Source organism: Flavobacterium sp. UBA4197, from assembly GCF_002379575.1.
In the GTDB taxonomy this organism is placed as follows: Bacteria; Bacteroidota; Bacteroidia; order Flavobacteriales; family Flavobacteriaceae; genus Flavobacterium; species Flavobacterium inviolabile.
Window position 1 is genome coordinate 89,180 of sequence record NZ_DFUB01000032.1, and the last position, 26,195, is coordinate 115,374.

The 26,195-nt window shown below is 39.7% G+C and carries 25 protein-coding genes and 1 tRNA gene; 13 read left to right on the top strand and 13 right to left on the bottom strand.

What is annotated here, in order from left to right:
* Nucleotides 1–338: 338 nt before the first annotated feature.
* From B3394_RS16265 to B3394_RS16315, 11 genes are all read right to left on the bottom strand, one after another.
* Nucleotides 339–785 carry a hypothetical protein gene (locus B3394_RS16265; RefSeq protein WP_286927145.1) on the bottom strand — a complete coding sequence of 149 codons (447 nt, stop codon included), beginning with the start codon at nt 783–785 and terminating at the stop codon, nt 339–341.
* Nucleotides 786–818: 33 nt separating this feature from the next.
* Nucleotides 819–1,259, bottom strand: coding sequence for a carboxypeptidase-like regulatory domain-containing protein (locus B3394_RS16270; protein ID WP_177734610.1), 441 nt, complete (start codon nt 1,257–1,259; stop codon nt 819–821).
* Between the two features lie 135 nt (nt 1,260–1,394).
* Nucleotides 1,395–1,850 (bottom strand): hypothetical protein, encoded by a 456-nt coding sequence (locus B3394_RS16275; protein ID WP_286927151.1) that lies wholly within the window; start codon nt 1,848–1,850, stop codon nt 1,395–1,397.
* A gap of 377 nt (nt 1,851–2,227) precedes the next feature.
* Nucleotides 2,228–2,626 (bottom strand): carboxypeptidase-like regulatory domain-containing protein, encoded by a 399-nt coding sequence (locus B3394_RS16280; protein ID WP_286927152.1) that lies wholly within the window; start codon nt 2,624–2,626, stop codon nt 2,228–2,230.
* Complete coding sequence (locus B3394_RS16285) at nt 2,626–3,003, bottom strand: hypothetical protein (protein WP_286927154.1); 378 nt, start codon at nt 3,001–3,003, stop codon at nt 2,626–2,628. Before B3394_RS16285 ends, B3394_RS16280 begins: the two co-directional genes overlap by 1 nt.
* Nucleotides 3,004–3,139: 136 nt before the next feature.
* A tRNA-Val gene (locus B3394_RS16290) sits at nt 3,140–3,214 on the bottom strand.
* 93 nt (nt 3,215–3,307) lie between these two features.
* Entirely contained in the window at nt 3,308–3,682 is a 375-nt protein-coding gene (locus tag B3394_RS16295; RefSeq protein ID WP_177734614.1) for a DUF4258 domain-containing protein, read from the bottom strand.
* A gap of 59 nt (nt 3,683–3,741) precedes the next feature.
* Nucleotides 3,742–4,935 carry an alanine dehydrogenase gene (locus B3394_RS16300; protein ID WP_177734615.1) on the bottom strand — a complete coding sequence of 398 codons (1,194 nt, stop codon included), beginning with the start codon at nt 4,933–4,935 and terminating at the stop codon, nt 3,742–3,744.
* An 85-nt stretch (nt 4,936–5,020) separates the two neighbouring features.
* Nucleotides 5,021–5,431 (bottom strand): tRNA (adenosine(37)-N6)-threonylcarbamoyltransferase complex ATPase subunit type 1 TsaE, encoded by a 411-nt coding sequence (gene tsaE, locus B3394_RS16305; RefSeq protein ID WP_177734616.1) that lies wholly within the window; start codon nt 5,429–5,431, stop codon nt 5,021–5,023.
* A 109-nt stretch (nt 5,432–5,540) separates the two neighbouring features.
* Nucleotides 5,541–7,094: a bifunctional response regulator/alkaline phosphatase family protein gene (locus tag B3394_RS16310; RefSeq protein WP_177734617.1), complete on the bottom strand. Its 1,554-nt coding sequence runs from the start codon at nt 7,092–7,094 to the stop codon at nt 5,541–5,543.
* A gap of 132 nt (nt 7,095–7,226) precedes the next feature.
* Nucleotides 7,227–8,135: a phytanoyl-CoA dioxygenase family protein gene (locus tag B3394_RS16315; RefSeq protein WP_286927157.1), complete on the bottom strand. Its 909-nt coding sequence runs from the start codon at nt 8,133–8,135 to the stop codon at nt 7,227–7,229.
* 202 nt (nt 8,136–8,337) lie between these two features.
* Between B3394_RS16315 and B3394_RS16320 the strand changes: the two genes are divergently transcribed.
* The 12 genes from B3394_RS16320 (at nt 8,338) to B3394_RS16375 (ending at nt 20,881) form a co-directional block, all read left to right on the top strand.
* Entirely contained in the window at nt 8,338–8,715 is a 378-nt protein-coding gene (locus B3394_RS16320) for a hypothetical protein (RefSeq protein WP_286927159.1), read from the top strand.
* A gap of 183 nt (nt 8,716–8,898) precedes the next feature.
* On the top strand, nt 8,899–9,291 hold the full coding sequence (locus B3394_RS16325) for a DoxX family membrane protein (RefSeq protein ID WP_286927161.1): 393 nt from the start codon (nt 8,899–8,901) through the stop codon (nt 9,289–9,291).
* Nucleotides 9,292–9,296: 5 nt separating this feature from the next.
* A complete protein-coding gene (locus B3394_RS16330; protein WP_286927163.1) occupies nt 9,297–10,250 on the top strand; it encodes a polysaccharide deacetylase family protein in 954 nt (317 codons plus the stop codon).
* A 95-nt stretch (nt 10,251–10,345) separates the two neighbouring features.
* Nucleotides 10,346–10,675, top strand: a complete 330-nt coding sequence (locus B3394_RS16335; RefSeq protein ID WP_273246633.1) for a DUF6660 family protein — start codon at nt 10,346–10,348, stop codon at nt 10,673–10,675.
* A gap of 96 nt (nt 10,676–10,771) precedes the next feature.
* On the top strand, nt 10,772–13,915 hold the full coding sequence (locus B3394_RS16340) for an efflux RND transporter permease subunit (protein WP_286927165.1): 3,144 nt from the start codon (nt 10,772–10,774) through the stop codon (nt 13,913–13,915).
* A 100-nt stretch (nt 13,916–14,015) separates the two neighbouring features.
* Entirely contained in the window at nt 14,016–14,381 is a 366-nt protein-coding gene (locus B3394_RS16345) for a four helix bundle protein (protein ID WP_286927167.1), read from the top strand.
* Nucleotides 14,382–14,384: 3 nt separating this feature from the next.
* Nucleotides 14,385–15,785: a TolC family protein gene (locus B3394_RS16350; protein WP_286927169.1), complete on the top strand. Its 1,401-nt coding sequence runs from the start codon at nt 14,385–14,387 to the stop codon at nt 15,783–15,785.
* A 4-nt stretch (nt 15,786–15,789) separates the two neighbouring features.
* Nucleotides 15,790–17,064 carry an efflux RND transporter periplasmic adaptor subunit gene (locus B3394_RS16355; protein ID WP_286927171.1) on the top strand — a complete coding sequence of 425 codons (1,275 nt, stop codon included), beginning with the start codon at nt 15,790–15,792 and terminating at the stop codon, nt 17,062–17,064.
* 12 nt (nt 17,065–17,076) lie between these two features.
* Nucleotides 17,077–17,679, top strand: a complete 603-nt coding sequence (locus B3394_RS16360) for a methyltransferase family protein (protein ID WP_286927173.1) — start codon at nt 17,077–17,079, stop codon at nt 17,677–17,679.
* A gap of 24 nt (nt 17,680–17,703) precedes the next feature.
* Nucleotides 17,704–18,051 carry a heavy-metal-associated domain-containing protein gene (locus B3394_RS16365; RefSeq protein WP_273246638.1) on the top strand — a complete coding sequence of 116 codons (348 nt, stop codon included), beginning with the start codon at nt 17,704–17,706 and terminating at the stop codon, nt 18,049–18,051.
* 60 nt (nt 18,052–18,111) lie between these two features.
* On the top strand, nt 18,112–20,097 hold the full coding sequence (locus tag B3394_RS16370) for a heavy metal translocating P-type ATPase (protein ID WP_273246639.1): 1,986 nt from the start codon (nt 18,112–18,114) through the stop codon (nt 20,095–20,097).
* 121 nt (nt 20,098–20,218) lie between these two features.
* On the top strand, nt 20,219–20,881 hold the full coding sequence (locus B3394_RS16375; protein WP_286927185.1) for a class I SAM-dependent methyltransferase: 663 nt from the start codon (nt 20,219–20,221) through the stop codon (nt 20,879–20,881).
* 16 nt (nt 20,882–20,897) lie between these two features.
* On the opposite strand, the gene ettA is transcribed toward B3394_RS16375, so the two are convergent.
* Nucleotides 20,898–22,592, bottom strand: coding sequence for an energy-dependent translational throttle protein EttA (gene ettA / locus B3394_RS16380; RefSeq protein ID WP_177734629.1), 1,695 nt, complete (start codon nt 22,590–22,592; stop codon nt 20,898–20,900).
* Nucleotides 22,593–23,082: 490 nt separating this feature from the next.
* On the opposite strand from ettA, the gene B3394_RS16385 reads away from it, so the two are divergent.
* Nucleotides 23,083–23,298: a class I lanthipeptide gene (locus B3394_RS16385; protein WP_286927187.1), complete on the top strand. Its 216-nt coding sequence runs from the start codon at nt 23,083–23,085 to the stop codon at nt 23,296–23,298.
* 281 nt (nt 23,299–23,579) lie between these two features.
* Here the strand turns inward: B3394_RS16385 and B3394_RS16390 are convergent, their stop codons facing one another.
* On the bottom strand, nt 23,580–25,862 hold the full coding sequence (locus B3394_RS16390; RefSeq protein WP_286927188.1) for a cation:proton antiporter: 2,283 nt from the start codon (nt 25,860–25,862) through the stop codon (nt 23,580–23,582).
* Between the last annotated feature and the right edge of the window lie 333 nt (nt 25,863–26,195).

The window sequence follows — 26,195 nt, forward strand, 5'->3', positions numbered from 1 at the left end:
TATCTTGTTCAAGTGAATTATAAAGAATTTATACAAATATAAAAGATAAGGCCACATACTCATATTGTTCACAGGCTCATTTAGCTTTACTAACAAGCTCAATGCCTGAAATATGTGTCATGCGGTGAATTCTATTGATATAGAACTATACCCGGGAAAAGGTTTTTAGAGAGAAATACTCCCTAAGAAATTAAGGATTGTGGATTTTCTGGGCTTACAATCGAACACTTGCTACCTGTTTTGATGTTTTTCGAAAATATGCAAGGAAGTCTTTCGTAAGGTTTCGCCGTAATCATCAGTTACGGATCCAAGCGGACTGAGTTCGCTTTGCTGTTTTATTAATGATTTGCTCTTTGGTAAATATTGCTCAATTCATTCTCTAAAAATTCCATGAAATGAAAAACTTTTTTGTTTTGAACCTTGTCTATATTTCCGTTTAAAAAGGAATAACTGTCTCCATCTGTTTCAACTTTAATAGAAACATTTGTACCGTCTATTTCAAGAAGACTTTTTCCGCTTTTTATTTCCTTGAAATTTTCTAATGTGATTGAATGAGTTAAAGAATCCCATGTGTTTTTTGGTGTTTTTTCTTTTATTATAATTCTCTGGTTCAGACTTTCAAACATTCCATTTATAGAATCCTTAGTTATTTCTATTTTTATATAGTGTCCTGTTTCTCCACCAGCAAAATTATAAGAAATGCTATTGATCGATTGTGAATTGGATGAACATCCAGCAAATAGAACTATAATTATAAACATAAAAAATTTAGAAGCGATATTCATATTTAAGCTTTCGTATTAGTTGTGTGTCGTATTTTAATCTAAACAATCATAAAAACCCTCTTGTGTTTTTCGTTTTACAGTTTGTTCAATCTTGCGTGCTTTCTTTGCATTTATTCTAGCGATCCTTCTGGTAATACTAATCGGATAATCTTCCAGATCTGTATCTAAAGTGATTTTATAACAATTTTTAGTTTCAATTAGAAGTTCTTTAGTTTTAATTCCCAATCCTGTAACGATCAATTTTTCACCTTCTTTAGCTTCAATTTCAAATTTTCCGTCTGTATCCGTTTTCGTTTTTCTTTCCGTTCCTTCTATTATAATATCAGCCTCAACTACCGGAATGAGCGTATATACATAAATCGAATTTTCAAAAACAAAACCAATTATTTTTTTAGAATTACTATCTGGTAATTGACCAAATGAAAAAGTAGAAATAATTAAAAACGATAAAGTAATTATATATTTTTTTGGCATTAGGTTATGTTTTTGATTTAGCTGTTAATTTCTCATTTAATCTCCTTGCTGTGTAAAGTTTCCTGACTTCGAACCCTCATTATTTTCAATGCATTATTCTATTTATTGTATGCCAAGTCGGGAGAGGGTTTCATTTTATTCCTGTATGTAATCTATTGTAAGTTCTCTGTAATTTGGATATTTTGTTTTATCCAATTCCATACATATCATTGTTGATGCGGCTTCGCCTACTGGTTCACGGTTCCATTTAGGTTTGTAAATTATAAAAAGTGTATCGTTTTTAATTTCGGCTCTACAATTTTTTGCCTGAACCCAAATTCCACCGCCACCAATGATAAAAAAGTATTGAGCTTTTGTTTTGTAGAGACTATTCAAATTTCTTTTATTTAATTCTAAATCGTTAAAATGGACTTTCAAATTTATTGCGTCTTGTTTGTTATCAACCCACTTATTATATTTATCAATACTGTCAAATGGATTGCCAGCCACCTCTGAAAAAAGGAATTCACATTCATAAAATTTAAAATCTTCGTTTTTTGGTTTGCAACAAAAGAAAGTAAATACTATAAATAAAATTAAAATATTTTTCATAAACAAAATTTTAGTTTAGCATTAAAAATTGCCTTTTAGTTTCTGTTCTTCAAAAATAGCACACAAAGCCGACAGTTGGGAGAACGTCGCGCAAAAGTGGCGATGGTTTCCCGACTTATATATATCCGTTACTTTATTATGGGTGTATATGCTCACCATAATCAAGCACAGGTTTTTACAATAATACACAAAAAGGGACAATACGAGTGATCTATTTTGGTAAATTGAATTTTCTTTTTTTGAGAAAGTAAAAATTAAGCGATAAATTACATAAAAAAACATAGCCACTGTAATACAGTGGCTATGTTTTAATTTCTGTGGGCGATGAAGGGTTCAAACGCTCACGCCAACAGGATGTTGTGTACTGTTTTTATTCATCAATCTGGAACTATATAAAAACCTCCATTTTTTCTTGCCAATCTTTTTAAATCGCGTTGCCTTTTTTTATCGCTAGTTCCGTCATTCCATTTTAACTTGATTTTATATTCATTACTATCAGTAATTATAATTTGCTCAGAATAGAAACCTACACAGCTAGTTTCTAAAATTTCGCCTTTTTTTACTTCCATTTCAAAATTTCCGTCCCAATCAGTTAATGTTTTTCTAACTGTGGTATTTTTATTTATTACGAGTATTTGTACAAATGGTAAAATGCCTATGTCATCAGAAACAGTACCTTTTACTTTTTTGGTTACCGCATCATTGTTTAGTTTTTGAGTAGAACAAGAAAATAAAAAAGAGAAAAACAGAAATAATATATAAATATTTTTCTTCATTATTGTTTGATAAATGCCGTTCCGCAGCAACCGCGTAATGTATCCCCAACAATTCTCATTGTATCAAAATCAACAAGCATATAATCCTCTGTGTTTCTTTTGATATATATGTAATTATCTTTCTTTGAGTATTTAAAAGATTTTTTATAACCATTATTCCTATGGTTCGAATCCTCTGTATAATATAGGACATCGTCTTTAGAAAATTCGAGTATCCCATATGTTGTTGTCATTTCACCACCACCGTTTGAATATTCAGCACAACTTTCTCTTTTTTCAACGAACTTTTCAATCCCAAGTATTTTATATCCGTAAAAATTGAATACCAGAACAGCAATTAAAAGAGATACAATAAACATTAATATTTTTGATTTCATTTGAATATTTAATTTTTCTATAAATTTTACAGCGTTATGATTAAGCAGTTTCATAAAATAGCATACAGCTACTAAATAATGTTGTACCAAAGAAAAAGCCTCACTAGGAAATCCTAGTGAGGCTTGAGTTTTCTTGTGGGCGATGAGGGGTTCGAACCCCCGACCCCCTCGGTGTAAACGAGGTGCTCTGAACCAGCTGAGCTAATCGCCCTATTTTTGTTGTTGTCATCAGTAATTGTGTTCCTGATTACGAGTGCAAATATAGGCAAGATATTTAACTCTGCAAGCTTTTCGGGAAAAAAAATTATTCTTTTTTTACATCTTTTACAATCACCTTATCCGAGTAGTTCACGATGGAAACCGTAATATTTTCATTATTAGCGTTTTTGCCTTCCACTATGTATAATTTACCTTTGTCAAGCGGTTTGTTACTTTTTGAAAAATCAACGTCACCATACTCCAATGTTTTCTTAATATCGTCCATCGACACCCATTTTTCATTGAATTTAGCAGTCGTTTCAGCCGAATAACTGATCGGTTTGCTTCTCAAATCTTTTAAAACTCGGCAATTTGGCAAATAACAAAACTCGGCTTTCTTCTCTTTTAAGAAAAAAGTAAGGAACATTGAACCTATTAACAATCCAAATAAGTAATAGGCTAAACGGAATTTAAATTTCATATTTTTTTAATTTGTGCAAAAGTAATCATTTGTTTCGGGCTAACCCAGAACAACTTACTTTAAAAAACGATAAGGTTGATATCCCGGTACGGAATTGAAAACCAATCGGCAACCGACTTGTTTGTTAAGATGCCGTGGTAAAAATAAATCCCGTTTTTAAGCCCCCTGTTGCATCGGATAGCGCTTTCTATACCGCCGTCTTCGGCAATCTGCAAAAGAAACGGACTGATGATGTTGCTAATCGACATGGAAGCGGTCTTGGAATAACGGGAAGGAATATTGGGAACACAATAATGAACAACATTGTGTTTTATAAACGTTGGTTTTTCGTGGGTGGTTACTTCAGAAGTTTCAAAGCAGCCGCCGGTATCAATACTTACATCAATGATGATGGCTCCTTTTTTCATGTTCTCCACCATCGTTTCCGAAACAATAATCGGTGCGCGGTTTTTTCCTTTCATGCAGCCAATAGCCACATCACAGCGCATTAACGATTTCAGCAATGATTTTTCCTGTATGGTCGATGTAAATATTCTTTGATTTAAAGTATTCTGAAGGCGTCTCAGCTTCGTTATCGAATTGTCGAAAACCTTGACACTTGCACCCAGGCCAATTGCTGTACGGGCTGCATATTCGGCTACCGTTCCGGCTCCTAAGATCACAACTTCCGTTGGACGCACACCGGTGATATTGCCCAATAACAATCCTTTTCCAAAAGACTGGTTGATCATTAATTCGGCAGCAATCAGTACGGAAGCGGTTCCTGCGATCTCACTCAGCGATTTTACGGCCGGATAGGAACCATCTTCATCTTTGATAAATTCAAAAGCCAAAGCGGTAATCCGTTTTTCTGCCAGCGCTTCAAAATAGGTCTTTTTCTGCGTTTTTAGCTGAATGGCTGAGATAACGATTGTCTGCGGGTTCATCAGGTGGATCTCGTCTATTGTAGGCGGTTCCACTTTTAAAATCATCGGACAGCTGAAAACTTTCTTGCGGTCTTTGGTGATCTCCGCTCCTGCTTCACTGTATTCCTTATCTGAAAAACTGGAGCTTTCTCCGGCTCCGGCTTCCATCAGTACGCGATGTCCGTGATAAGTCAGCGAATTAACCGCATCGGGTGTCAAACAAATTCTTCTCTCCTGATAGGAAACTTCCTTAGGAATTCCGATGAAAAGTTCACCTTTTTGTTTCGCTATTTCCAGCTTTTCTTCTTGGGGAAGTAATTGTTGTCTTGTAAATGGACTTAATGACATGATTTACGCAATAATTTGCACTAAAGTACAACTTTTTTTGTGATAAATTATTTTTAATGAAATACTTACAAAGTAAAAATTCCGCTTAATTTTTCAGCTCTAAAAAACGTTTTCCGTTTGGCAGTAATTTAATATGAATGGCAGCATGGTCAATCGGTATCAGATTTGGTGTTTTTTCCGGCCATTCAATAAAACACCAGTCACCGGAATAGAAATATTCATCAATACCCATATCGTAAGCTTCTTCTTCGCTGTTTAACCGGTAAAGGTCAAAATGATAGATCTTCTCACCGCTTTTGCCTTCATATTCGTTGACCAATGAAAAAGTAGGACTGCTCGCCATATCCTGAACGCCCAGTTCCTTAACCAATACCTTAATTAAGGTTGTTTTCCCTACGCCCATTTCGGCATGGAAAGTAATTACTTTTTTCAGGTTCTGGGATAATATTTGTTTGGCAACATCTTGGATTTCATCCAATGAGAAGGTTATTTGCATAGAGGTATCGATAAAAAACAAATATACTTATTTTATTGAAATCACATTACATAATTTCTTACACAATAACTGTTTAAGGGATAGCGGCTATCCCTTAAACAGTTAGTCTTTATTTCGGATTAAATATCAGAAACGGAATGATCATTTCTTCAAGCGAAATACCGCCGTGCTGATACGTATTTCTGTAGTAACTTACGTAGTGGTTGTAATTGTTCACATACGCCAGGAAGAGGTCGTTTTTAGCAAATATATACGAACTGCTCATGTTGATTGCCGGCAATCCGATCTTTTTAGGATCTTTTACCGCATAAACATCTTTATCTTCATAAGTAAGGCTTCTTCCCGTTTTGTAACGCAGGTTCAGGCTGGTATTTTTATCCCCGATCACTTTGGAAGGATTTTTACAGTTAATCGTTCCGTGGTCGGTCGTTAAAATCAATTTAAAGCCCTGCTGTTGTGCCAATTGAATAATTTCCAGTAAAGGGGAATTCCGGAACCAGCTCAGCGTTAAGGAACGATATGCCTTATCATTGGAAGCCAGCTCTTTTACCACATCCATTTCTGTTTTGGCATGCGATAACATGTCTACAAAATTATAGACAATCGTGGTCAGGTCATTTCCTTTTAATCCTTTAAAATTATCAACCAGTTTTTTACCGTCTTTAAAATTGGTAATCTTATAATATTCCTGTTTAATATCGATACGCAGTCGTTTTAACTGCTCGGTAAGGAATTCGCCTTCAAAAAGGTTTTTTCCGCCTTCGTCCACATCATTTTTCCAATACTGCGGATACATTTTCTCCATTTCCAAGGGCAGTAAGCCAGAAAAGATAGCATTACGGGCATATTGCGTTGCCGTTGGCAGAATCGAATAGTAGCTTACTTCTTTTTCCAGCTTGTAATGATTATTCACCACACTTTCAAAAGCCTTCCACTGGTCATACCGCAGGTTGTCGATCACAACGAACAGTATCGGCATTTCTTTTTTTCGCAGTTCCGGTACCACCAGTTCTTTGAATAACTGGTGAGACATGATAGGTGCCTCTTCTTTCGGGTCAAACCAGTCCTCGTAGTTCTTTTCGATAAACTTTCCGAACTGCGAATTGGCTTCCAGCTTCTGGCTTTCCAAAATTTCAACCATACTCTGGTCTTCAATATTTTCAAGTTCCATCTCCCAGAAAATAAGACGCTTGTACATTTCTATCCAGTCTTCATACGAATTTACCATGGCCATATCCATCGCAATTTTCCGGAATTCTTTCTGGTAGTCTAAGGTCGTTTTTTCCGATATCAGTCGGGAGTGATCCAGATTTTTCTTTAAACTCAGCAGGATCTGATTCGGGTTAACCGGCTTGATCAGGTAATCGGCAATTTTGGAACCTATCGCCTCTTCCATAATATATTCTTCCTCACTCTTGGTAATCATAATTACCGGAACTGAGGATTTCTTTTCTTTAATTTCCGCAAGGGTTTCCAGTCCGCTTAACCCCGGCATATTCTCGTCTAGAAAAACGATGTCGAAGTTTTCATCATCAAATATATCAATAGCATCCTGCCCGTTGTTACAGGTTGAAACGCTATACCCTTTTTTCTCTAAGAATAATATATGTGGCTTTAACAAATCGATCTCGTCATCTACCCATAGTATTTTTATGTTGCTCATATTTTTCTTTTTTTATTGGAATTCAACTGCAATTTATGTTTTTAAGAACTCCTCGAGGTTAAAATTATTATAAAACTAATCGCAAATACCTGTGATTTTTATTCGTGAAGCGATTAAAGCCTCCCAACGGCACTACAGCCATTCGGCCGCAGTTTGGTAATCTTCCGGAAAATAGGTCAAATACTGAACCATTCTGGGTGCTTTTCCGTGATTCGGACTGGCACAATGCGGCAATGCCTGATGCCAGATGATAAAATCGCCGGTTTTCCCGGTTATTGGAACCGGCTGTAATGTTTTTAGTGCTGTTTCTCTCAGGTTACTACCGGGCTGCTGGGCATGAATCCAGTTTTCAATCCGGTTGTGAAAACCCGGCACACAATGAAAAGCACCGTCCTCCGGACCACAGTCTGTTAAATACAATAATCCCTGCAGGCCAAACGGGATCGGTAATTTCAAACTTACATCCCAATGCAGCGGACTGCCTAAAAAAGTATAATGAGCCGTTTCCGGCGGATTAAAGCTAACCTTATCGATGGTCTTGTAAATCCGGTCGGTTTTGTATAACTGTTCGTAAGCTTTTTTGATCCGGGGTGACAGCCGGTTTTTATTCAGTGTCGGATGATCCGAAAAAGTAAGCATCAGTCCCCGCTGTTCGTCATGGCTTTTATACCAGCTTGCCTCCTGTTCCGGATGCATGCCTAAAAACTCCCATATTGCCTGTTGAGTTGCCTCACAATCCGGATCGGAAATAGCATTTTTCACAATCACATAGCCGTTTTCTTCCCAGAACTGTAAATCTTCGGCTGTCAGCACATCCGCTGTTGTAACATCTTCAGCATCCGGATCGATATTGGTACGCGTTTTTACCCATTCCTGAAAGGTGTTCAGGTCTGGTTTTTCAAAATACAGATACCGTATGGCTTCTTCCATACTTATTCCCAGGCGATACAATGTTTCTATCTCCTGGTTCCACAGATTATCATCCGTTGGTTCCGGTGAAAGCGCCCGCTTCCAAAGCTGCTCCAGAATTAACTGTTCCATAAGTTCGGAATATAAAAATTTAACACTCAAATGTAAAGAATTTAGTACTAATACGATTGATCGGACGCAATAATTTATAAGAATATTTCTTAGCCCTTTTAGTGATTATATTGGCAATAATATACTGAAATACCCAATCGATTTTTAAGATACCAAAGACTTAAGCAACAATTAATATATTTGTCAAATAAGCTTCCATACTATGAACGATACGTTTACTCCAAAAATAAACCGGCAGGAGTTTCAAAAAACCATTTTGAAATTTCAAAACAACGAAGGTGCTAACACTGCTATTATCAATACCATAGCATCCGAAATTAAGAATGCTGAAACAGCCATTTTTTATGATGCGTTTATCACTCTTTGCAAACAGTATCACGTTGATGTAAAATGTTATGAAGAAACGAAAGAGGGACAAACTTCCTATACAATCATAATCAAAAAAGACAATTACGATTATTATTCCATGTCCTATGCAGTCCGTGATAAAGACGTCACTCTTGCATTAGCCACAAAATTATATGAGGTCCTTTCCATTCAGATTCAGAATGAGCAGTTTATCAAAAGTATAAAAAGATAAGTCCTGTTTATAAGGCTTTGCTACCTAATCCAAAGGAATAATATGCCCTGCCTGTTTTCCCGGATATCGCTGCTGTTTTAACCTACTCCGTTACTTTACCCCAAAAAGTACAATTAATTCCCATAATTATACCGTTTTTTCCATTGTTACCGTTCGAACTTTGTCCTACTAAAACGGATAATAATGAATACAACTGCCTTTTTATTGCTGCGCCTTGCCATTGGGGCAAGTATGTTCGGACATGGCCTGGTACGGTTACCAAAACTTAACGCTTTCAGTTCCTGGATGACGGGAAATTTTGAAAACACCCTGTTACCCCAAATAATAGTGCTGCCGTTCAGTTATGTTTTGCCCATAGCCGAATTTGGCATCGGACTGCTGCTATTATTGGGATTATTTACAAAAACTGCAGCAACACTGGGTGCCATCGTGATGATCCTGCTGCTTATCGGCACTGCTTTAATCGAAAACTGGGAAGCAATTCCTTCCCAGCTGATACACGTATTGTTTTTTGCGCTGTTACTGCAATTTACAGACCGCAACACTTTTGCAATGGATATGCTTATTAAAAAATAATTATTATGGAAACCCGAAGAAATTTTATAAAAAAGGGAAGCCTTATAGGACTTGCCGGCATGGTACAGCCTATGGATGCTTTTTCGGCTCTCAACGGACAGTCCGAAACAACAGCACAGTACAACGACTCCAGATGGGCAGACGGTTCCCGATTGGTCGTTTCGGTCTCCATGCAGTTTGAAGCCGGCGGACAACCGGAAAATGCCGAAAGTCCGTTCCCGCAAAACCTGGACAAAGGATTCCGGGATTTGCCTGCCAATACCTGGTATGATTACGGTTATAAGGAAGGGATTCCGCGCATGCTCGACAACTGGGACAAACTGGGTATTAAAGTTACTTCCCACATGGTTGGAACCGCCGTTTTAAAAAATCCGCAATTAGCAAAAGAAATTGTGCAACACGGACACGAAGCCGCCGCACACGGCATGAGCTGGTCATCCCAATACAATATGCCGTATGAAGAAGAAAAAAAGTTCATCCTGGACGGTGTTAATGCCGTAAAAAAAGTAACCGGATTTACCCCGGTAGGTTATAATGCCAACTGGCTGAGACGAGGAGAAAACACGCTGAATATCCTGCAGGAACTGGGATTTTTATACCATATAGACGATTTAAGCCGTGACGAACCTTTTATCATTCAGGTAAAGAACAAAGATTTTGCAGTGGTACCTTACACGCTGCGCAATAACGATATTGTATTGGTAGAAGGTAAAAACTTCTCCGCCGATCAGTTTCTGAACCAGGTAAAAATGGAATTCGACCAGTTATATGCCGAATCGGAATTCCGACGCCGGCAGCTTTCGGTAAGTTTTCACGACCGTATTGGCGGAACGCCCCAAATGGTACAGGCCGCAAAAGAACTTTTCACCTATATGCAAAAACACAAAGGAGTGGCATTCAAACGCAAAGACGACATTGCCAAAATGGCTTTAGCCGATAAAACAACCCTTAGAGAATAAGCATCAAAACCCCGGATTACGGGGTTTTATTATTAATTTTCTCATAAAAAAGTAAAGAGTACCCAACGCAATAAAAATATTTTTATCTTTACATCGTGAAATGGTTAACCCTCATATTATCTTTTTACTTTGTACTGCTGGCAAGTATTCCTTGTGCCGATGCAGCCGTTAACCATACCCATAACACAACCTCTAAAGAAACAACTTCGAATCACGATAAACACACACACGATCAGCAAAACGATTTGTGTTCCCCTTTTTGTGTTTGTAATTGTTGCGGTGCCCAGATCATGAACTATGCGCCCGAGATTGTTTTTAACCTTTCAGTAGTTACTGCCGAAATCGAAATTCAATTGCCAAACTATCAGTCGGTATTTACTTCTGATTTTTATGATACTATCTGGCAACCCCCTCAAATAGTATAATGAACCCGAACTTCATCGGGTAAGAAAGTGCTGTAGCATTGCTGCAAAGTACAACAGCGGTTTGCTGTTACTGTTCTTATTCATTATATATACAAAATGTTAGATAAAATAATTCATTTTAGTATCAATAATAAATTTATTATTGGTCTTTTCACGTTGATACTGATTGTAGTAGGCGGTTATTCTGCCTATACGCTTCCTATTGATGCCTTACCGGATATTACAAACAATCAGGTACAGATCATCACCAGTTCGCCCACTCTGGCAACACAGGAAGTCGAACAGTTCATTACCTATCCCATCGAGCAATCGGTTAAACCCATTCCTAAAATTGTGGAGCTTCGTTCCATTAGCCGTTTCGGATTGAGTGTGGTGACCGTTGTTTTTGAAGAAGATGTGGATATTTACTGGGCAAGAGCCCAGATTTCCGAACGCATTAAAGAAGCCGAAAATGCCATCCCGAAAGGTGTCGGTACACCCGAAATGGCACCGGTGAGTACCGGTTTGGGCGAAATATACCAATATGTGGTATTTCCCGAAAAAGGATATGAAAACAAATATGACGCTACCCAGCTGCGCACCATCCAGGATTGGATTATCAAACCGCAGCTCATTGGTACCAAAGGAGTTGCCGAAGTAAACACCCTTGGCGGCTATCTGAAACAATACGAAATTGCCGTTCAGCCGGACAAGCTGAAAAGCATGAACACCACCATTTCCGAAATCTTTGATGCTCTGGAAGTGAATAATGAAAATACCGGCGGTGCCTATATTGACAAAAAACCGTATGCCTATTTTATCCGCGGTATCGGTATGGTCAACGGTATAGACGACATCAATAAAATTGTGGTTAAAAACCAAAACGGTATTCCGATCCTGATCCGTGATGTGGCCAAAGTACAGATTGGCAGCAGTATTCGCTATGGTGCCGTAACCAAAGACGGAAAAGGCGAAGAAGTGAGCGGTATGGTCATGATGCTGAAAGGAGAAAACAGCGGCCAGGTGGTTACCCGCGTAAAGGAAAAAATGGAACAGATTAAAAAGTCGTTACCGAAAGGTGTGAGTATCGAACCTTTTATGGATCGTACCAAACTGGTAAACAAGGCCATCAGTACCGTTGAAAAAAACCTGATTGAAGGAGCTTTAATCGTAATCTTTATACTGGTATTGCTGCTTGGCAACTGGAGAGCCGGACTGGTCGTTGCCTCCGTTATTCCATTATCCTTGCTTTTTGCCATTTCGATGATGCGTCTTTTCGGTGTGAGCGGTAACCTGATGAGCCTCGGAGCTATCGACTTCGGACTGATCGTTGACGGTGCCGTTATTATCGTAGAAGCCATTATCCACAGGCTGCAGGTGAGCAATAAAGGAAAGCTCACCACAAAACAGATGAATGAAGAGGTCTTTGAAGCCGCCTCAAAAATAAGAAGCAGTGCCGCTTTTGGCGAAATCATTATCCTGATCGTTTACCTGCCGATTTTAGCTTTGGTAGGCATCGAAGGAAAAATGTTCGGACCAATGGCACAAACGGTTTCATTTGCTATTCTTGGTGCTTTTATATTGTCCCTAACATACGTGCCGATGATGAGTTCCTTAGCTTTAAAGAAAGAAACCGGACACAAGAAAAACATCAGCGACAGGATAATTACCGGCTTATACAACTTTTATGCCCCGCTTTTAGAAAAGGCATTGCGGGTAAAAGGCGCCATAATAGCGGTTGCCATTGGCTTATTTGCCGCAGCATTATTCGTTTTCAATTCGTTGGGAGGCGAATTTATCCCGACCTTAGATGAAGGGGACATCGCAACCCATTTGATCATTGCTTCCGGTAGTTCGCTGTCGCAGGAAATTGAAGCGACCACTAAAGCGGAACAGATCTTAAAAGCCAAATTCCCGGAAGTTAAAATGATCGTAACCAAAATCGGTAGTGCTGAAATTCCAACCGATCCGATGCCGATCGAAGCCGGCGATATGATTATTTTACTGAAAGATAAAAGCGAATGGACATCGGCGAAGACCAAAGAGGAATTAATGCAGCAAATGGAAAAGGCACTGGAAGATATTCCGGGAGCTACAACCGAATTCTCCCAACCTATTCAAATGCGTTTTAACGAGTTAATGACCGGTGTGCGGAGTGATGTTGCCATTAAAATATTCGGGGACGATATCGAAATGCTGGTTAGCAAAGGTGACGAAGTCATGCAGCTTATCAACGGAATTTCGGGAGTATCGGATGCCAAACTGGAACGTGTGGCAGGATTACCGCAAATTACCGTTCGTTACAATAAAGACAAACTGGCTTTATACGGTTTAAAAATCGGCGATCTGAATAAGGTAATCCGAATGGGATTTGCCGGGGAAGCTGCCGGACTGGTTTATGAAGGCGAAAAGCGATTTGATCTGGTGGTACGTCTGGACAGCGACAGCCGTCAGGATATTTCCAATTTAAAAGCACTGTTTATCACACTGCCTTCCGGAAATCAGATTCCGTTAGAACAGGTTGCCGATATTAATTTTGAAGACGGCCCGATGCAGATTAGCCGTGAAGACGGAAAACGCCGTATTGTAGTTGGCTTTAACGTTCGCGGTGACGATGTGAAATCGGTAGTGGAAAAAATCCAGGCAAAACTGGATGCACAGCTAAAACTTCCCGATGGTTATTTCGTGACTTACGGCGGTCAGTTTGAAAACCTTATTGATGCCAACAAGCGTTTGGCGATAGCCGTTCCGGTTGCTTTGGCGCTAATTTTTGTTTTGCTGTATTTCACCTTTAAATCCGTTAAACAATCGATCCTGATATTTACCGCAATTCCGTTATCGGCTATTGGTGGTGTTTTTGCCTTATGGCTTCGGGACATGCCGTTCAGTATTTCGGCAGGTGTAGGCTTTATTGCCCTTTTCGGCGTAGCCGTATTAAACGGAATCGTGCTGATAGGCTATTTCAACCAGCTAAAAGCAGAAGGCATGCACAATGTTTACGATCGTATCAAAGAAGGAACGAAAGTCCGCCTGCGTCCGGTTATCATGACTGCTTCCGTAGCCTCTTTAGGATTCCTGCCGATGGCGATTAGTTCCAGTGCCGGTGCCGAAGTGCAAAAACCGCTGGCAACCGTAGTTATCGGCGGACTGATTACCGCTACACTGCTCACTTTAATCGTATTGCCGATACTGTACCTTTATTTTGAAAAAGGAATCGGGGAAAAGCAAGAGGCAATTAGCAAAGAGCAAGGGGATGTGTAAGGGGCGAAAAGGCAAGAGGCAATTAGTAATTGGCAAAAAGCAAAAAAGCAATTGGCAAAGGGCAATTGTAAAACAATGAACAACATTAAATTCAGGGCTTATGGGAGCGACAGGTTTTAAACAAACAACCGTATATAAAAAGGCTTTTTCACTGGCGATGGACATTTTTGAAATGTCAAAATCTTTTCCGGTCGAAGAGCGTTATGCGCTGACCGATCAGGTGAGAAGAAGCTCGAGAAGTGTCTGTGCAAATCTTGCTGAAGCCTATCGGAAAAGGCAGTATCCTGCTCACTTTGTTTCAAAACTTTCCGATTGCGATATGGAAAATTCCGAAACTTCCGTCTGGATCGATTTTGCCTTTTCCTGTAATTACCTGAAAGAAGAAATAAAAGCAGCCTTACTATCCAAAAATGAAGAAGTCGGACGATTGCTACACCACATGATAAACAATCCTCAAAAATATTAAACAATGAAAATGATATTCAATATAAAAACAGACCATTGGCAAAGGAACATCCATAAAGACCAATCTGCGCAAAACAATGAGCACAAAACGAACCGGAATTATACTATTTATTCCCGTTCCGGCTTTGCCCCTTGCCCCTTGCCCTTTGCTTTTTACTCCTTGCCTTTTGCCATTTACCTCTTGCCCTTTGCTATTTGCCTCTTCCTCCTCCCGTCAAAAAGCATCGCGCAGACAGCACAGCCACTGGATCTAAAACAGGCGATCGAACTGGGTTCTAAGAATAACCTGGATATTCAGGCTTCCGAACTGGAAAGCAAAATGCATGCACAGCTCAAAGGTTCTGCTTTTGAAATTCCCAAAACAGAAGTATCGGGTACATTCGGACAAATCAACTCGAATGCAAAAGATAAAAGTTTCAGTATTTCACAGAGCTTTAATCCGTTTCAGTATGGCGCCAAAAAGAGCCTGCTGAATGAAAACAATGCTGCCGGACAGTTAAAAGTGAAAGTGACCAAACAGGAAACAACTTTTAATATCCGTCAGTCCTGGAATGCGATGCTGTATTATACCAAACAGAATCAGTTGCTGGAAAACCAAAACAAGCTGATGGAAAAGTTTGTCAAAGCTGCTTCACTAAAGTTTCAGACCGGTGAAACCAATTCGCTGGAAAAAACCGTCGCCATTGCCAAACAACAGGAATTGCAGCAGTTAATCAAACAGAATGATGCCAAAATATGGGTTGAAAAATCCAGAATAAAAGCGCTGATCAACCGGGATACCGACTTCACTCCTGCCGATACTGCTTTTGTTGCCTTATCTGCTTTAAGTATTGCCGACAGTTCAATGATCAAGCAAAACAGCGCAATACAGCTGGCAGCCAAACAGGTACATATCGCAGAGGCTTTCAAAAAAGTGGAAAAAGCAACCTTATTTCCCGATATCACTGCCGGCTATGCCATTCAGTCCATCACCGGAAACCAGGAAGTAAACGGACAGGCGGTTTATTATGATGCCTCTCCCCGTTTTCAGACATTCTCGGTAGGATTGGCATTGCCTATTTTTGCCGGAAGTTCCATCGCTAAAACAAAAGCAGCCCAAACGAATATCGATGTTCAGAAAAAAAATGCTGCCTATCTGGAAAACCAGCTTAAAAGTCAGTTCCAACAGCAAATCCAGGAGCTGCATACCTATCAGTCTTTAGTGGATTATTACAAAAACACTGCCTTGCCCAATGCAAAGAAAATCAGTAATAATGCAACCAAAGCCTATCAGAATGGCGATATCTCCTATGTGGAATATGTGCAAAGCATTGAAACCGCACTGAACATCCAGCTGAACAACAGCAATGCGATTCATAATTTCAACCAGACGGCTATCAACATTCAATACCTAATCAACAATTAAAACGATGAAAAAATCAAATCTAATATATTTAAACATTGCCGGATTAGCGATCATCGGCCTTGTCCTCTATTTCGCCTTACGCCATACCCATACGGAAGGCGATGGTCATGAACACGGTACGGAGAAAACTACCGGAAAAGAAGCGGCTACTGCTAACAAAGAAGTAGAACTAAACGAGGCGCAGTTTAAGGCTGCCAATGTAGAATTGGGAACTTATGCCTTAAAAAACCTGAGTGAAGTTATTAATGCCAACGGTTATACCAAACTGCCACCGCAAAACCAGGCGGATGTTTCCGTGCACATGCCGGGTGTGGTAAAGACCATTACGGTTATTGAAGGGCAATATGTTCGGAAAGGACAGGTACTGGCCACTATAGAAAGCCCGGAATTCACTAAATTACAGGAGGCTTACCTGACTTCAAAAAGCAATCTGGAGTTCTTAAGTCAGGAGTTTAACCGACAAAAAACACTAAGCGAAGAAGAAGTCAATTCGAAAAAGGTTTTCCAGAAAACAAAAGCCGAATATCAAATTGAAAAGGCCCGTTTTAACTCCCTTCAAAAACAGTTAGGTGTGTTGAACATTCAATCGGGAAATACTGCGGTAACTTCGGTTCCGGTATTGGCGCCCATTTCAGGTTATACCACCGAAATCAATGTTAAGATCGGCAGTAATGTCGAAGTGGGCAAACCGATATTAAGTATCGTTGACAATTCCAAATTGCATGTGGATCTGCTGGTATATGAAAAAGATCTGCACAAAGTAAAACAGGGACAAAACGTTCAGCTGGTATTGACAAATCAGAACAATACCGCTATAAAAGGAACTATTTTCAGCGTTGGTAAAGCTTTTGAAAATGAAACCAAATCGGTAGCGGTTCATGCCGATATCAACAATGAGAAAAATGCACTGATTCCGGGTATGTATGTAAATGCTTTAATCGACATCGGAACCAATGCCGTACAGTCACTTCCGGTGGAAGCCATCGTAAAAGCCGACGGTCGTGAATTTATGTTTGTACTGGAAGAAGGTCATGAAGAAGCGGCCCACGACAGCGAAAAAGGACATTCGCATGAAGACGGCCACCAACATGATGACAACGAAGGAAAGACATTTCATTTCCAAAGGGTTGAAATTAAAACGGGTACTTCCCAGTTAGGGTACATCCAGGTTACTCCGTTGCAAAAAATAGATCCAAAGGCTAAAATTGTTTTAAAAGGTGCCTATTACTTACAAAGCCATTTAATTAAAAATGAAGGCGGTGGCGGCCATTCACACTAAAAAAGAACGACAATGATAACATTTCTCAGATTTTATCTGCCCCTATATTTGGTCCTGTATTTACTGGTAAGCTTTTTAGTGCCTACTTACAAAACATACCGGCAAACCGGGATTAATCCGGTTACTTTCGGTAAAAGCGATTCCGCTCACGATTATATCGGCGGTGTCATGAAAATATTAATCGGACTGCTGCTTGCTGCGGTGCTGTTGTTTTCATTCGGTTCCGATGCCTACCTGTTTACATCACCTGTGCTGTTTCTGGAGCATTCCAGTCTGCAGCTAACCGGCTTAGTGCTTATTCACGTTTCGCTGATCTGGATTGCAATCGCCCAGTATCAGATGAGTACGTCCTGGCGCATTGGCATTGACGAAACGCATAAAACAACCCTTCGTACGAACGGTTTATTCAGCATCAGCAGGAATCCTATTTTTCTGGGAATGATTATCAGTGTTTTCGGGTTGTTTTTAATTCTTCCGAATGCTATTACGTTCTTCTGCACGTTGATGACCTATTTTATGATCCAGATACAGGTCCGGCTGGAAGAAGTTTTTCTGACACAGCAGCATGCTTCGGAATACAGCCTGTACAAACAAAAAGTAAGACGATTTCTTTAATTTATAACGATAAAAACCTAAACAATGAGACCATTTTTAAAAAGTATTTTAGTAGTTGCGTTCCTATCCTTTTCCTCTTTAACAGCCAAAGCCCAGGTTCAGAAAGCTGTTATAAAAACTGCTATCGTTTGCGATCATTGCAAACAATGTGAAACCTGCGGCGGTTTGCTGGAAAAGAAATTAATCCGCCACAAAGGAATACAGATGATTACATTAGATGAGACCAAAATGACGATCACGGTTATTTATAATTCTAAAAAAACCGATTTAAACAGCATTAAAACCGCAATCAGTTTATTGGGTTATGATGCTGATGATATCAAAGCCGATCCGAAAGGATATGAAAATTTAGACGGTTGTTGTAAAGCATAAAGGAAACATTTTTGTTAACTTTAGGACAACTCCAAGTACTCATTCATAATACCGAAAATTATGAAAAAAGAACACCAATATCATTCAGAAGCCGAACAAATATGCTGTGCGGTTGATGAAAAAGTAAATTCAAAAAAACATCATGACCACGATCATGATCATGATCACGACCATAGTCACGATGGCGATGGCGGCTGGAAAATGTTCCTGCCGGCTATCCTTTCCTTTGTGCTGTTAATGATTGCCATCGGGATTGACAACTATTTTCCCATAGCAGTCTTCTCAGGCTGGGTACGCATCGGCTGGTATATCCTTGCCTATTTACCGGTGGGATTACCGGTTTTAAAAGAGGCGTTCACCGCGATAAAAAGAGGCGACATTTTTACGGAATTCCTTCTGATGTCCATTGCCACTTTGGGTGCTTTTTATATCAAACAGTATCCGGAAGGTGTAGCGGTAATGTTATTTTACGCTATAGGCGAATTGTTTCAGACTCTGGCCGTAACCCGTGCCAAATCGAATATTAAAGCCTTATTGGATCAGCGTCCGGATACAGCTACTGTAATCGTTGATGACAATGTGGTCAGTAAAAAAGCGGAGGAAATTAAGATCGGAGAAATTATTCAGTTAAAACCGGGAGAAAAACTGGCTTTGGACGGGAAACTGCTTTCCGCTTCGGCTACGTTTAATACCGCAGCTTTAACCGGAGAAAGCAAACCCGATTCCAAACAGCAGGGAGAAACGGTACTGGCCGGAATGATCAACCTCAACACGATTGCTTTAGTAGAAGTGACTACCGCTTATACCGACAGTAAACTGTCCAAAATCCTGGAAATGGTTCAGGATGCTACTGCTAAAAAAGCACCTACAGAGTTATTTATCCGCAAGTTTGCAAAGATCTATACGCCTATAGTAGTTTTCTTAGCCATTGGGATCTGCCTGTTGCCGATGCTTTTCGTGTCCGATTATGTTTTTAACGAGTGGTTGTACCGCGCCCTGGTTTTCTTAGTGGTTTCCTGCCCCTGTGCACTGGTTATTTCCATTCCATTAGGCTATTTTGGCGGAATTGGCGCTGCCAGCAAAAACGGCATCCTCTTTAAAGGTTCTACCTTTCTGGACGTAATGGCTTCCATTCAGGCAGTCGTGATGGATAAAACCGGAACATTGACCAAAGGCGTTTTTAAAGTGCAAAAGGTGGTTGCGGCTACCGTTTCGGAAAAGGAATTGATACAGTACACCGCAGCACTCGAAACGAAATCGACCCATCCGGTTGGAACTGCCATTATTGAATATGCCAACGGACTGGAAAAAGGCGTTACCATTACCGATGTGGAAGAAATTGCCGGACACGGTTTAAAAGGTAAAGCAAACGGTAAAACCATACTTGCCGGTAATGTAAAACTGCTTAAAAAGTTTGGTATTGCTTATGATACTGCTATTGAAAATACGCCTTATACCATTATCGTTATTGCGATAAATGAGCAATATGCGGGTTATTTCCTGATTGCCGATGAAATAAAAGAGGATGCCAAAACGGCTGTTGACAGCCTGCACCGTCTGAATATTAAAACGGTAATGCTTTCGGGCGATAAACAGGCGGTGGTTGATGCTGTTGCCCGGGAGTTGAATATTGATGCTGCCCACGGTGATTTACTGCCAGAAGACAAAGTCCGAAAGGTAGAAGAACTGAAAAAACAAAACCTGAAACTGGCTTTTGCGGGCGATGGTGTTAACGATGCTCCTGTAGTGGCTTTAGCCGATGCCGGTATTGCCATGGGCGGTCTGGGCAGTGATGCTACGATAGAAACAGCCGACATTGTCATTCAGAACGATCAGCCTACAAAAATATTTACCGCCATATCCATTGGTAAAAAAACCAGGCAGATCGTCTGGCAGAATATCAGCATGGCCTTTATTGTGAAAGCCGTTGTCCTGATTTTAGGTGCCGGAGGATTAGCCACCATGTGGGAAGCTGTTTTTGCTGACGTTGGTGTGGCATTACTCGCCATTTTAAATGCCGTAAGAATACAGAAAATGAAATTTTAAAATACAAAGTCCGCTATACAGCGGACTTTTTTATATCCTGAAATCTTATACAAATTTGCCGGAATTTTATAAGTCCCTTCTGTTTGGTCACTCTTATTTTTATGGTTCTAAAAAACAACCTATGAAACCCCTACAACCAAATGAAACAGGCAGGCAGTTACGCAAACCGGAAGGTGAAAACGGCATTACTGTCGGGAATGATATGAATACATCCAACAAACAGCTTTACCTGGATTTGTTTGCCCTGCTGGAAATTCAGGATAACGATCGTATACTGGAAATCGGTTTTGGCAATGGCAAGCACTTTCCGGAGTTTTTTAAGCCACACACAAACGTTACTTTGTACGGTCTGGACTATTCGGATGTAATGTGTGCCGAAGCGGCTAAAAATAACGCCGAACAAATCACTAAACAACAAATAAAGCTGCAATGCGGCGATGCCAAGGATACATTCTATACCGAAAATCAGTTTGACAGTATCGTTGCGTTGAACACGATCTATTTCTGGGAACCTTTGCCGGATTACCTAAACGCAATATACCGCATTTTAAAACCGGGCGGAAAACTGTATATCGGCTACCGTCCGGAACGGGCACTTGCCGGTGTAGATTTTGTACAGGAAGGTTTTTCGCTATACAATGAAGCTGTTTTAAACGGCCTATTGGAAAAAACAGGTTTTGAAATTGAGCGGGAAAACAAGAACTGCTATGCTAAAAAAACCATTACCGGAAAAGATATCACTATTGTAGACATTATAACGGTATGCATAAAAAAAGAGGCTTAATAAGCCTCTTTTTTTATTATCCTCTGATCAGTTTTTTATACTTGATACGTTTTGGCGTTAAATCACCACCCAGACGTTTTCGCTTGTTCTCTTCATATTCTGTAAAGCTTCCTTCAAAGAAATATACCTGAGAATCGCCTTCAAACGCTAAGATATGCGTACAGATTCTGTCCAGGAACCAACGGTCGTGGGAAATCACCACCGCACATCCTGCAAAGTTCTCCAAACCTTCTTCCAAAGCACGAAGTGTGTTGATGTCCAGATCATTCGTTGGCTCATCCAGTAACAATACGTTTCCTTCTTCTTTTAAGGTCATTGCCAAATGCAGACGGTTACGCTCTCCTCCGGAAAGTGTCGATACTTTTTTGTTCTGATCGCTACCGCCAAAGTTAAAACGGGACAAATATGCTCTTGAGTTTACCTGGCGGCCACCCATCATGATTAACTCCTGTCCGTCGCAGAAATTCTCCCAGATGGATTTATCAGGATTAATATTCGAGTGTGACTGATCCACATAGGCGATCTTAGCTGTTTCTCCAATTACAAATTCACCGCTATCCGGTTTTTCCTCACCCATGATCATACGGAAGATGGTCGATTTACCGGCACCATTCGGACCGATAATCCCTACAATTCCCGCTTGTGGCAAGGTGAAGTTTAAATCTTCATATAATAGTTTGTCCCCAAATGATTTTGCTACATTTTTAGCATCAATCACATTGGTTCCTAAACGAGGACCATTCGGGATGTAGATTTCTAATTTCTCATCCAATGCTTTTTGGTCTTCGTTCAATAATTTATCGTAGTTCTGTAAACGCGCTTTCTGTTTGGTCTGACGCCCTTTGGCTCCCTGACGTACCCAGTCAAGCTCACGTTCTAATGTTTTTCTGCGTTTTGAAGCAACTTTTTCTTCCTGCTCCATACGTTTTGATTTCTGATCCAACCAGGAAGAATAGTTTCCTTTCCATGGAATACCTTCACCTCTGTCCAGTTCTAAAATCCATCCGGCAACGTTATCCAGGAAATAACGGTCGTGGGTTACGGCAATTACCGTTCCTGCATATTGTTGTAAGTGTTGCTCTAACCAAAGTACGCTTTCCGCATCCAGGTGGTTGGTAGGCTCATCCAGTAACAATACATCCGGCTGCTGTAATAACAAGCGGCATAAAGCCACACGGCGGCGCTCTCCTCCTGACAATACTTTAATCGGGGTATCCGGCTCCGGCGTACGCAAAGCATCCATCGCGATTTCCAGTTTGGTATCCAGTTCCCATGCTCCTACTGCATCGATCTTATCCTGAAGTTCCGCCTGACGGTCCATCAGTTTCTGCATCTTATCGGCATCTTCATATACTTCCGGTAAACCGAACATATCGTTGATTTTATTGAACTCATCCAGAATCGCTACCGTCTCGGCAACACCTTCACGAACGATTTCAATAACCGTTTTGTTTTCATCCAGTTGCGGTTCCTGCTCCAGATACCCTACAGTATAATTTGGTGCAAAAACAACATCACCCTGGTAGTTCTTATCAACTCCTGCAATAATTTTTAATAAAGACGATTTACCCGAACCGTTTAAACCTAAGATACCAATTTTAGCACCGTAGAAAAAACTCAGGTAAATATCTTTTAAAACCTGCTTATTCGTGCTGGAGTAAGTTTTACTTACCCGCGACATCGAAAATATTACTTTCTTATCGTCTGACATATTATAATGTGTTTATTGTCTATTTTGAGCACAAATATAGTTTTAAAAAATGGATTTATGATATTTGATTTACGAGGGTTGAGGGTTGATTTGTGAGGGTTGATTTGTGAGGGTTGATTTGTGAGGGTTGATATTTGAGGTATGAAGGAACTTCTAAGAAGCATCTTCTTATATAATACCTCTAACCTCTTATTTCAGATTTGTGAGGGTTGATATTTGAGATATGAAGGAACTTCTAAGAAACACCTTCATATATCATACTTCTCACTTCTTATATTAGATTGACGAGGATTGATATTTGAAGTAAGAAGCAGCTTCCAAGAAACACCATTCGTATATCATACTTCTTACATCAACCATTAACTACCTGCATATTGCCTTATTACAATAAAACAAAATAGGGCAAAATACCCTAAATAAGGGTAAGCAGTTATTATTTAATTGGTTACTTTTAAAATCCTTAAAAGAACAACCCTAAAACAATTATATAATGAAAAAGCTTAACCTTAAAAAGAAAGTAATTTCTGTGTTAACAGATAGCGAAAAAGGCGCTATTAAAGGTGGTGGTGTAAGTCCTGCACTACCGTATACTTATACACAATCTGTAATGATCTGCATTGACCCGATGGGTCCGCCGGAACTTACCCGAGCAATCGGTTGTGAAATACCGGTATTAACCAAAGACTGCGATCCTATACAGCCATAAGGAAAAGCTAACTACCAGCCTTTTACAACATAACAAAACACCCTGCTGATTTAAAACCAACAGGGTGTTTTTATTTACGCATTAGTAAGATGGTAGTGTTTTTTTAAGGTTGATATTAGAAGTGGGATTTATGAGGGTTGATATTTGATAGTTGAAGTACGAAAGAAACTCCATTCATATATCATATCTCTAACCTCTTATATTTTTTGATATTTGAAGTACGAAGGAACTTCTAAGAAACACCTTCTTATATCACACCTCTTATATCATATATCGAACTTCTATACCGTTTTTTCATCAGCGATAATCAAAGTCGATGGAATTTCAGACAACCACGGTTTTTTAGATTCCAGCAATCTTTTCCAGCTTTCAGAACTGATCAGCATTAAATCCTGCTCTTTCAGGAATTCTTTTTCAACAACCTGTTCTTTTTGCAGCATGATATGGCTAGGGGCTACCTGCTCTATTGCTCTGATTTTTTCTTTGGTTTCGGCATCATTCTTTATTTTGCCTTCAATATCCAATATGATTACCTGCGCACCGGAATTGTGAATCAGCTTCTGGGCATAACTAATCAGGTAATTATCCTGTGTTGTAAACAACGGAATAAAAATACGTTCTGCTTTTACAAAGTTTTTATCGATAAAGATGCCAACCGGAACACGGGATTTCGACAAAATATGCTTGGTTCCTTCATCAAAAATAGCGTTGTCAAAAATATTCTCTTTTCCGGTTACCGTGTTCAATAACTTCTCCGGGTTGATAATTCGCGTGGTAAATCCTAATAATTTCCCCAGTAAACTTCCTTCATAAATGGATTGTCCTAAGCCAATTAACAGCAAGTCATAATCCCCTTTATTGACAACATTAGTGATTTCATTGTCAATATCGGCTGAAGCCTTAAACATCGTTGTCACCTGTCGGTTCAGCGTTTTCGACTCTTCAATTACTTCTTTAAAGCTAACCGTTTCATATTCTTCCGTATCATAATGGTGCAGCTCATTCGTCGGTGCGATATGCATAGCCGTTAGCTCCGAATTGTCCTGTAATTTTTTCGTCAGACTGTCAGCCAGTTTGAATAAGGTTTTCCCGGATTCCGGTTTCCCGAATGACAATAGTATTTTGTATTGGCTTAACGTTTTCATATCCTGCGGCACTTCTTCCTCTTTGGACTTAAAAATCCAGTTGATAAGGTCTAAAGTAGGTCCTGTCATAAAAGTAGTTGCCAACGCCATGATAACCATCATCGAGAATAATTGCGGACTCAACACGCCCAGATCATACCCGATATTCAGTACAACCAGCTCCGTTAATCCTCTGGTATTCATCAGGGCACCGATTGACAAACTGTCTTTCCAGTTTTGCCCGACAAATTTTGCGGCAAACGTACTGCTCACAAATTTTCCGATTACGGCTACCAGGAAGATCATTCCGGCAACTTTCCATAAATACGGATCGTTTAACAATCCTATTTGTGTTCTTAATCCTGTGAATACAAAGAATAACGGTAATAAAAGTACCAACGCAACATCTTCTACTTTTTCAATAAACAGGTTTCTGAATTTGATATTTTCCGGCATGATCGCTCCGGCAATAAACGCTCCGAACAAGGCATGAATACCGATTACTTCCGTAGCATAAGCCGAAATGATCAGCGTTAAAAAGAAAATGGCTACTATCGGCTTGCTTAAACTTTCCTTAGTGGAATATAAATCTCCGATTCGTTTCAGGAACGGACGCACTACTTTTAACATAATGCTCACATAAACCAATGCCATTACAATAGTGTACAAAGCACTTTCAAACGAACCGGCTTTTACAATCGCAATAACGGCTGCCAATATACACCAGGCCGTAATATCATCGGCAGCGGCACAGGTAATAACAATAGTTCCCAATCGGGTTTTATGAATACCGCGTTCCTGTACAATTCTTGCCAATACCGGGAAAGCCGTAATACTCATCGCAATTCCGGTAAACAATCCGAAAGAAGCGAACTGTACATTCGCCGGAGCAAACTGATCGTAAATAAAATAAGCCAGTCCCATTCCTAAGGCAAAAGGGATAATAATACTGGCATGACTGATTACAACTGCATCATGGGCTTTGTTTCGCAATATCTTCATATCGATTTCCATCCCCACGATATACATAAACAGTATCAGTCCTATCTGACTCAGGAATTGCAGGTTTCCTAATGACTGAGCCGGGAATAAGGTTGCGGAAAATTCCGGGAAATACATCCCGATTAACGAAGGTCCCAACACAATACCGGCAATCATTTCTCCGATTACCGCCGGCTGCTTCATTTTTATACAGATCCATCCGAATAGACGGGCGACAAAGATAATCGTGATAATCTGTGCCAGTAAAAGCGCCAACGGATGTTGTAAATTATGAACAAAAGAGTCTACAAATTCAGCCCATTGTGCCTTATCGGATTGGGGAACGGTGATGTTTCTTCCCACTTCCAGTTTTGCTCCCAATAAAATAATCCAATACATTAGCACGGAAAATCCGCCAATGATACTGACGTAAAAAATACTGTTTCTAATTTTTTTCATTCGTTACTTTTTTATTTATGCTTCTATTATCTGCCGTTTATAATAAACCGCAGTGCAAAAAAAGAAAGTATATCCCTGCAAAAAAGCTTGTGTGAAGTATAGCACACAAGGAATGTAATAAGTCCGGGAAATAATGTAACGATATGGTTAAGTATGAGGTTTGATTTACGAGGTTTGATTTACGAGGTTTGATATTTGAAGTAAGAAGTAGCTTCTAAGAAACATATTCGTCTATCGTACTTATAACTTCTTATATTAATTTATGAGGTTAGATATTTGAAGTATGAAGTATCTTCTAAGAAACATATTCGTATATCGTACTTATAACGTCTT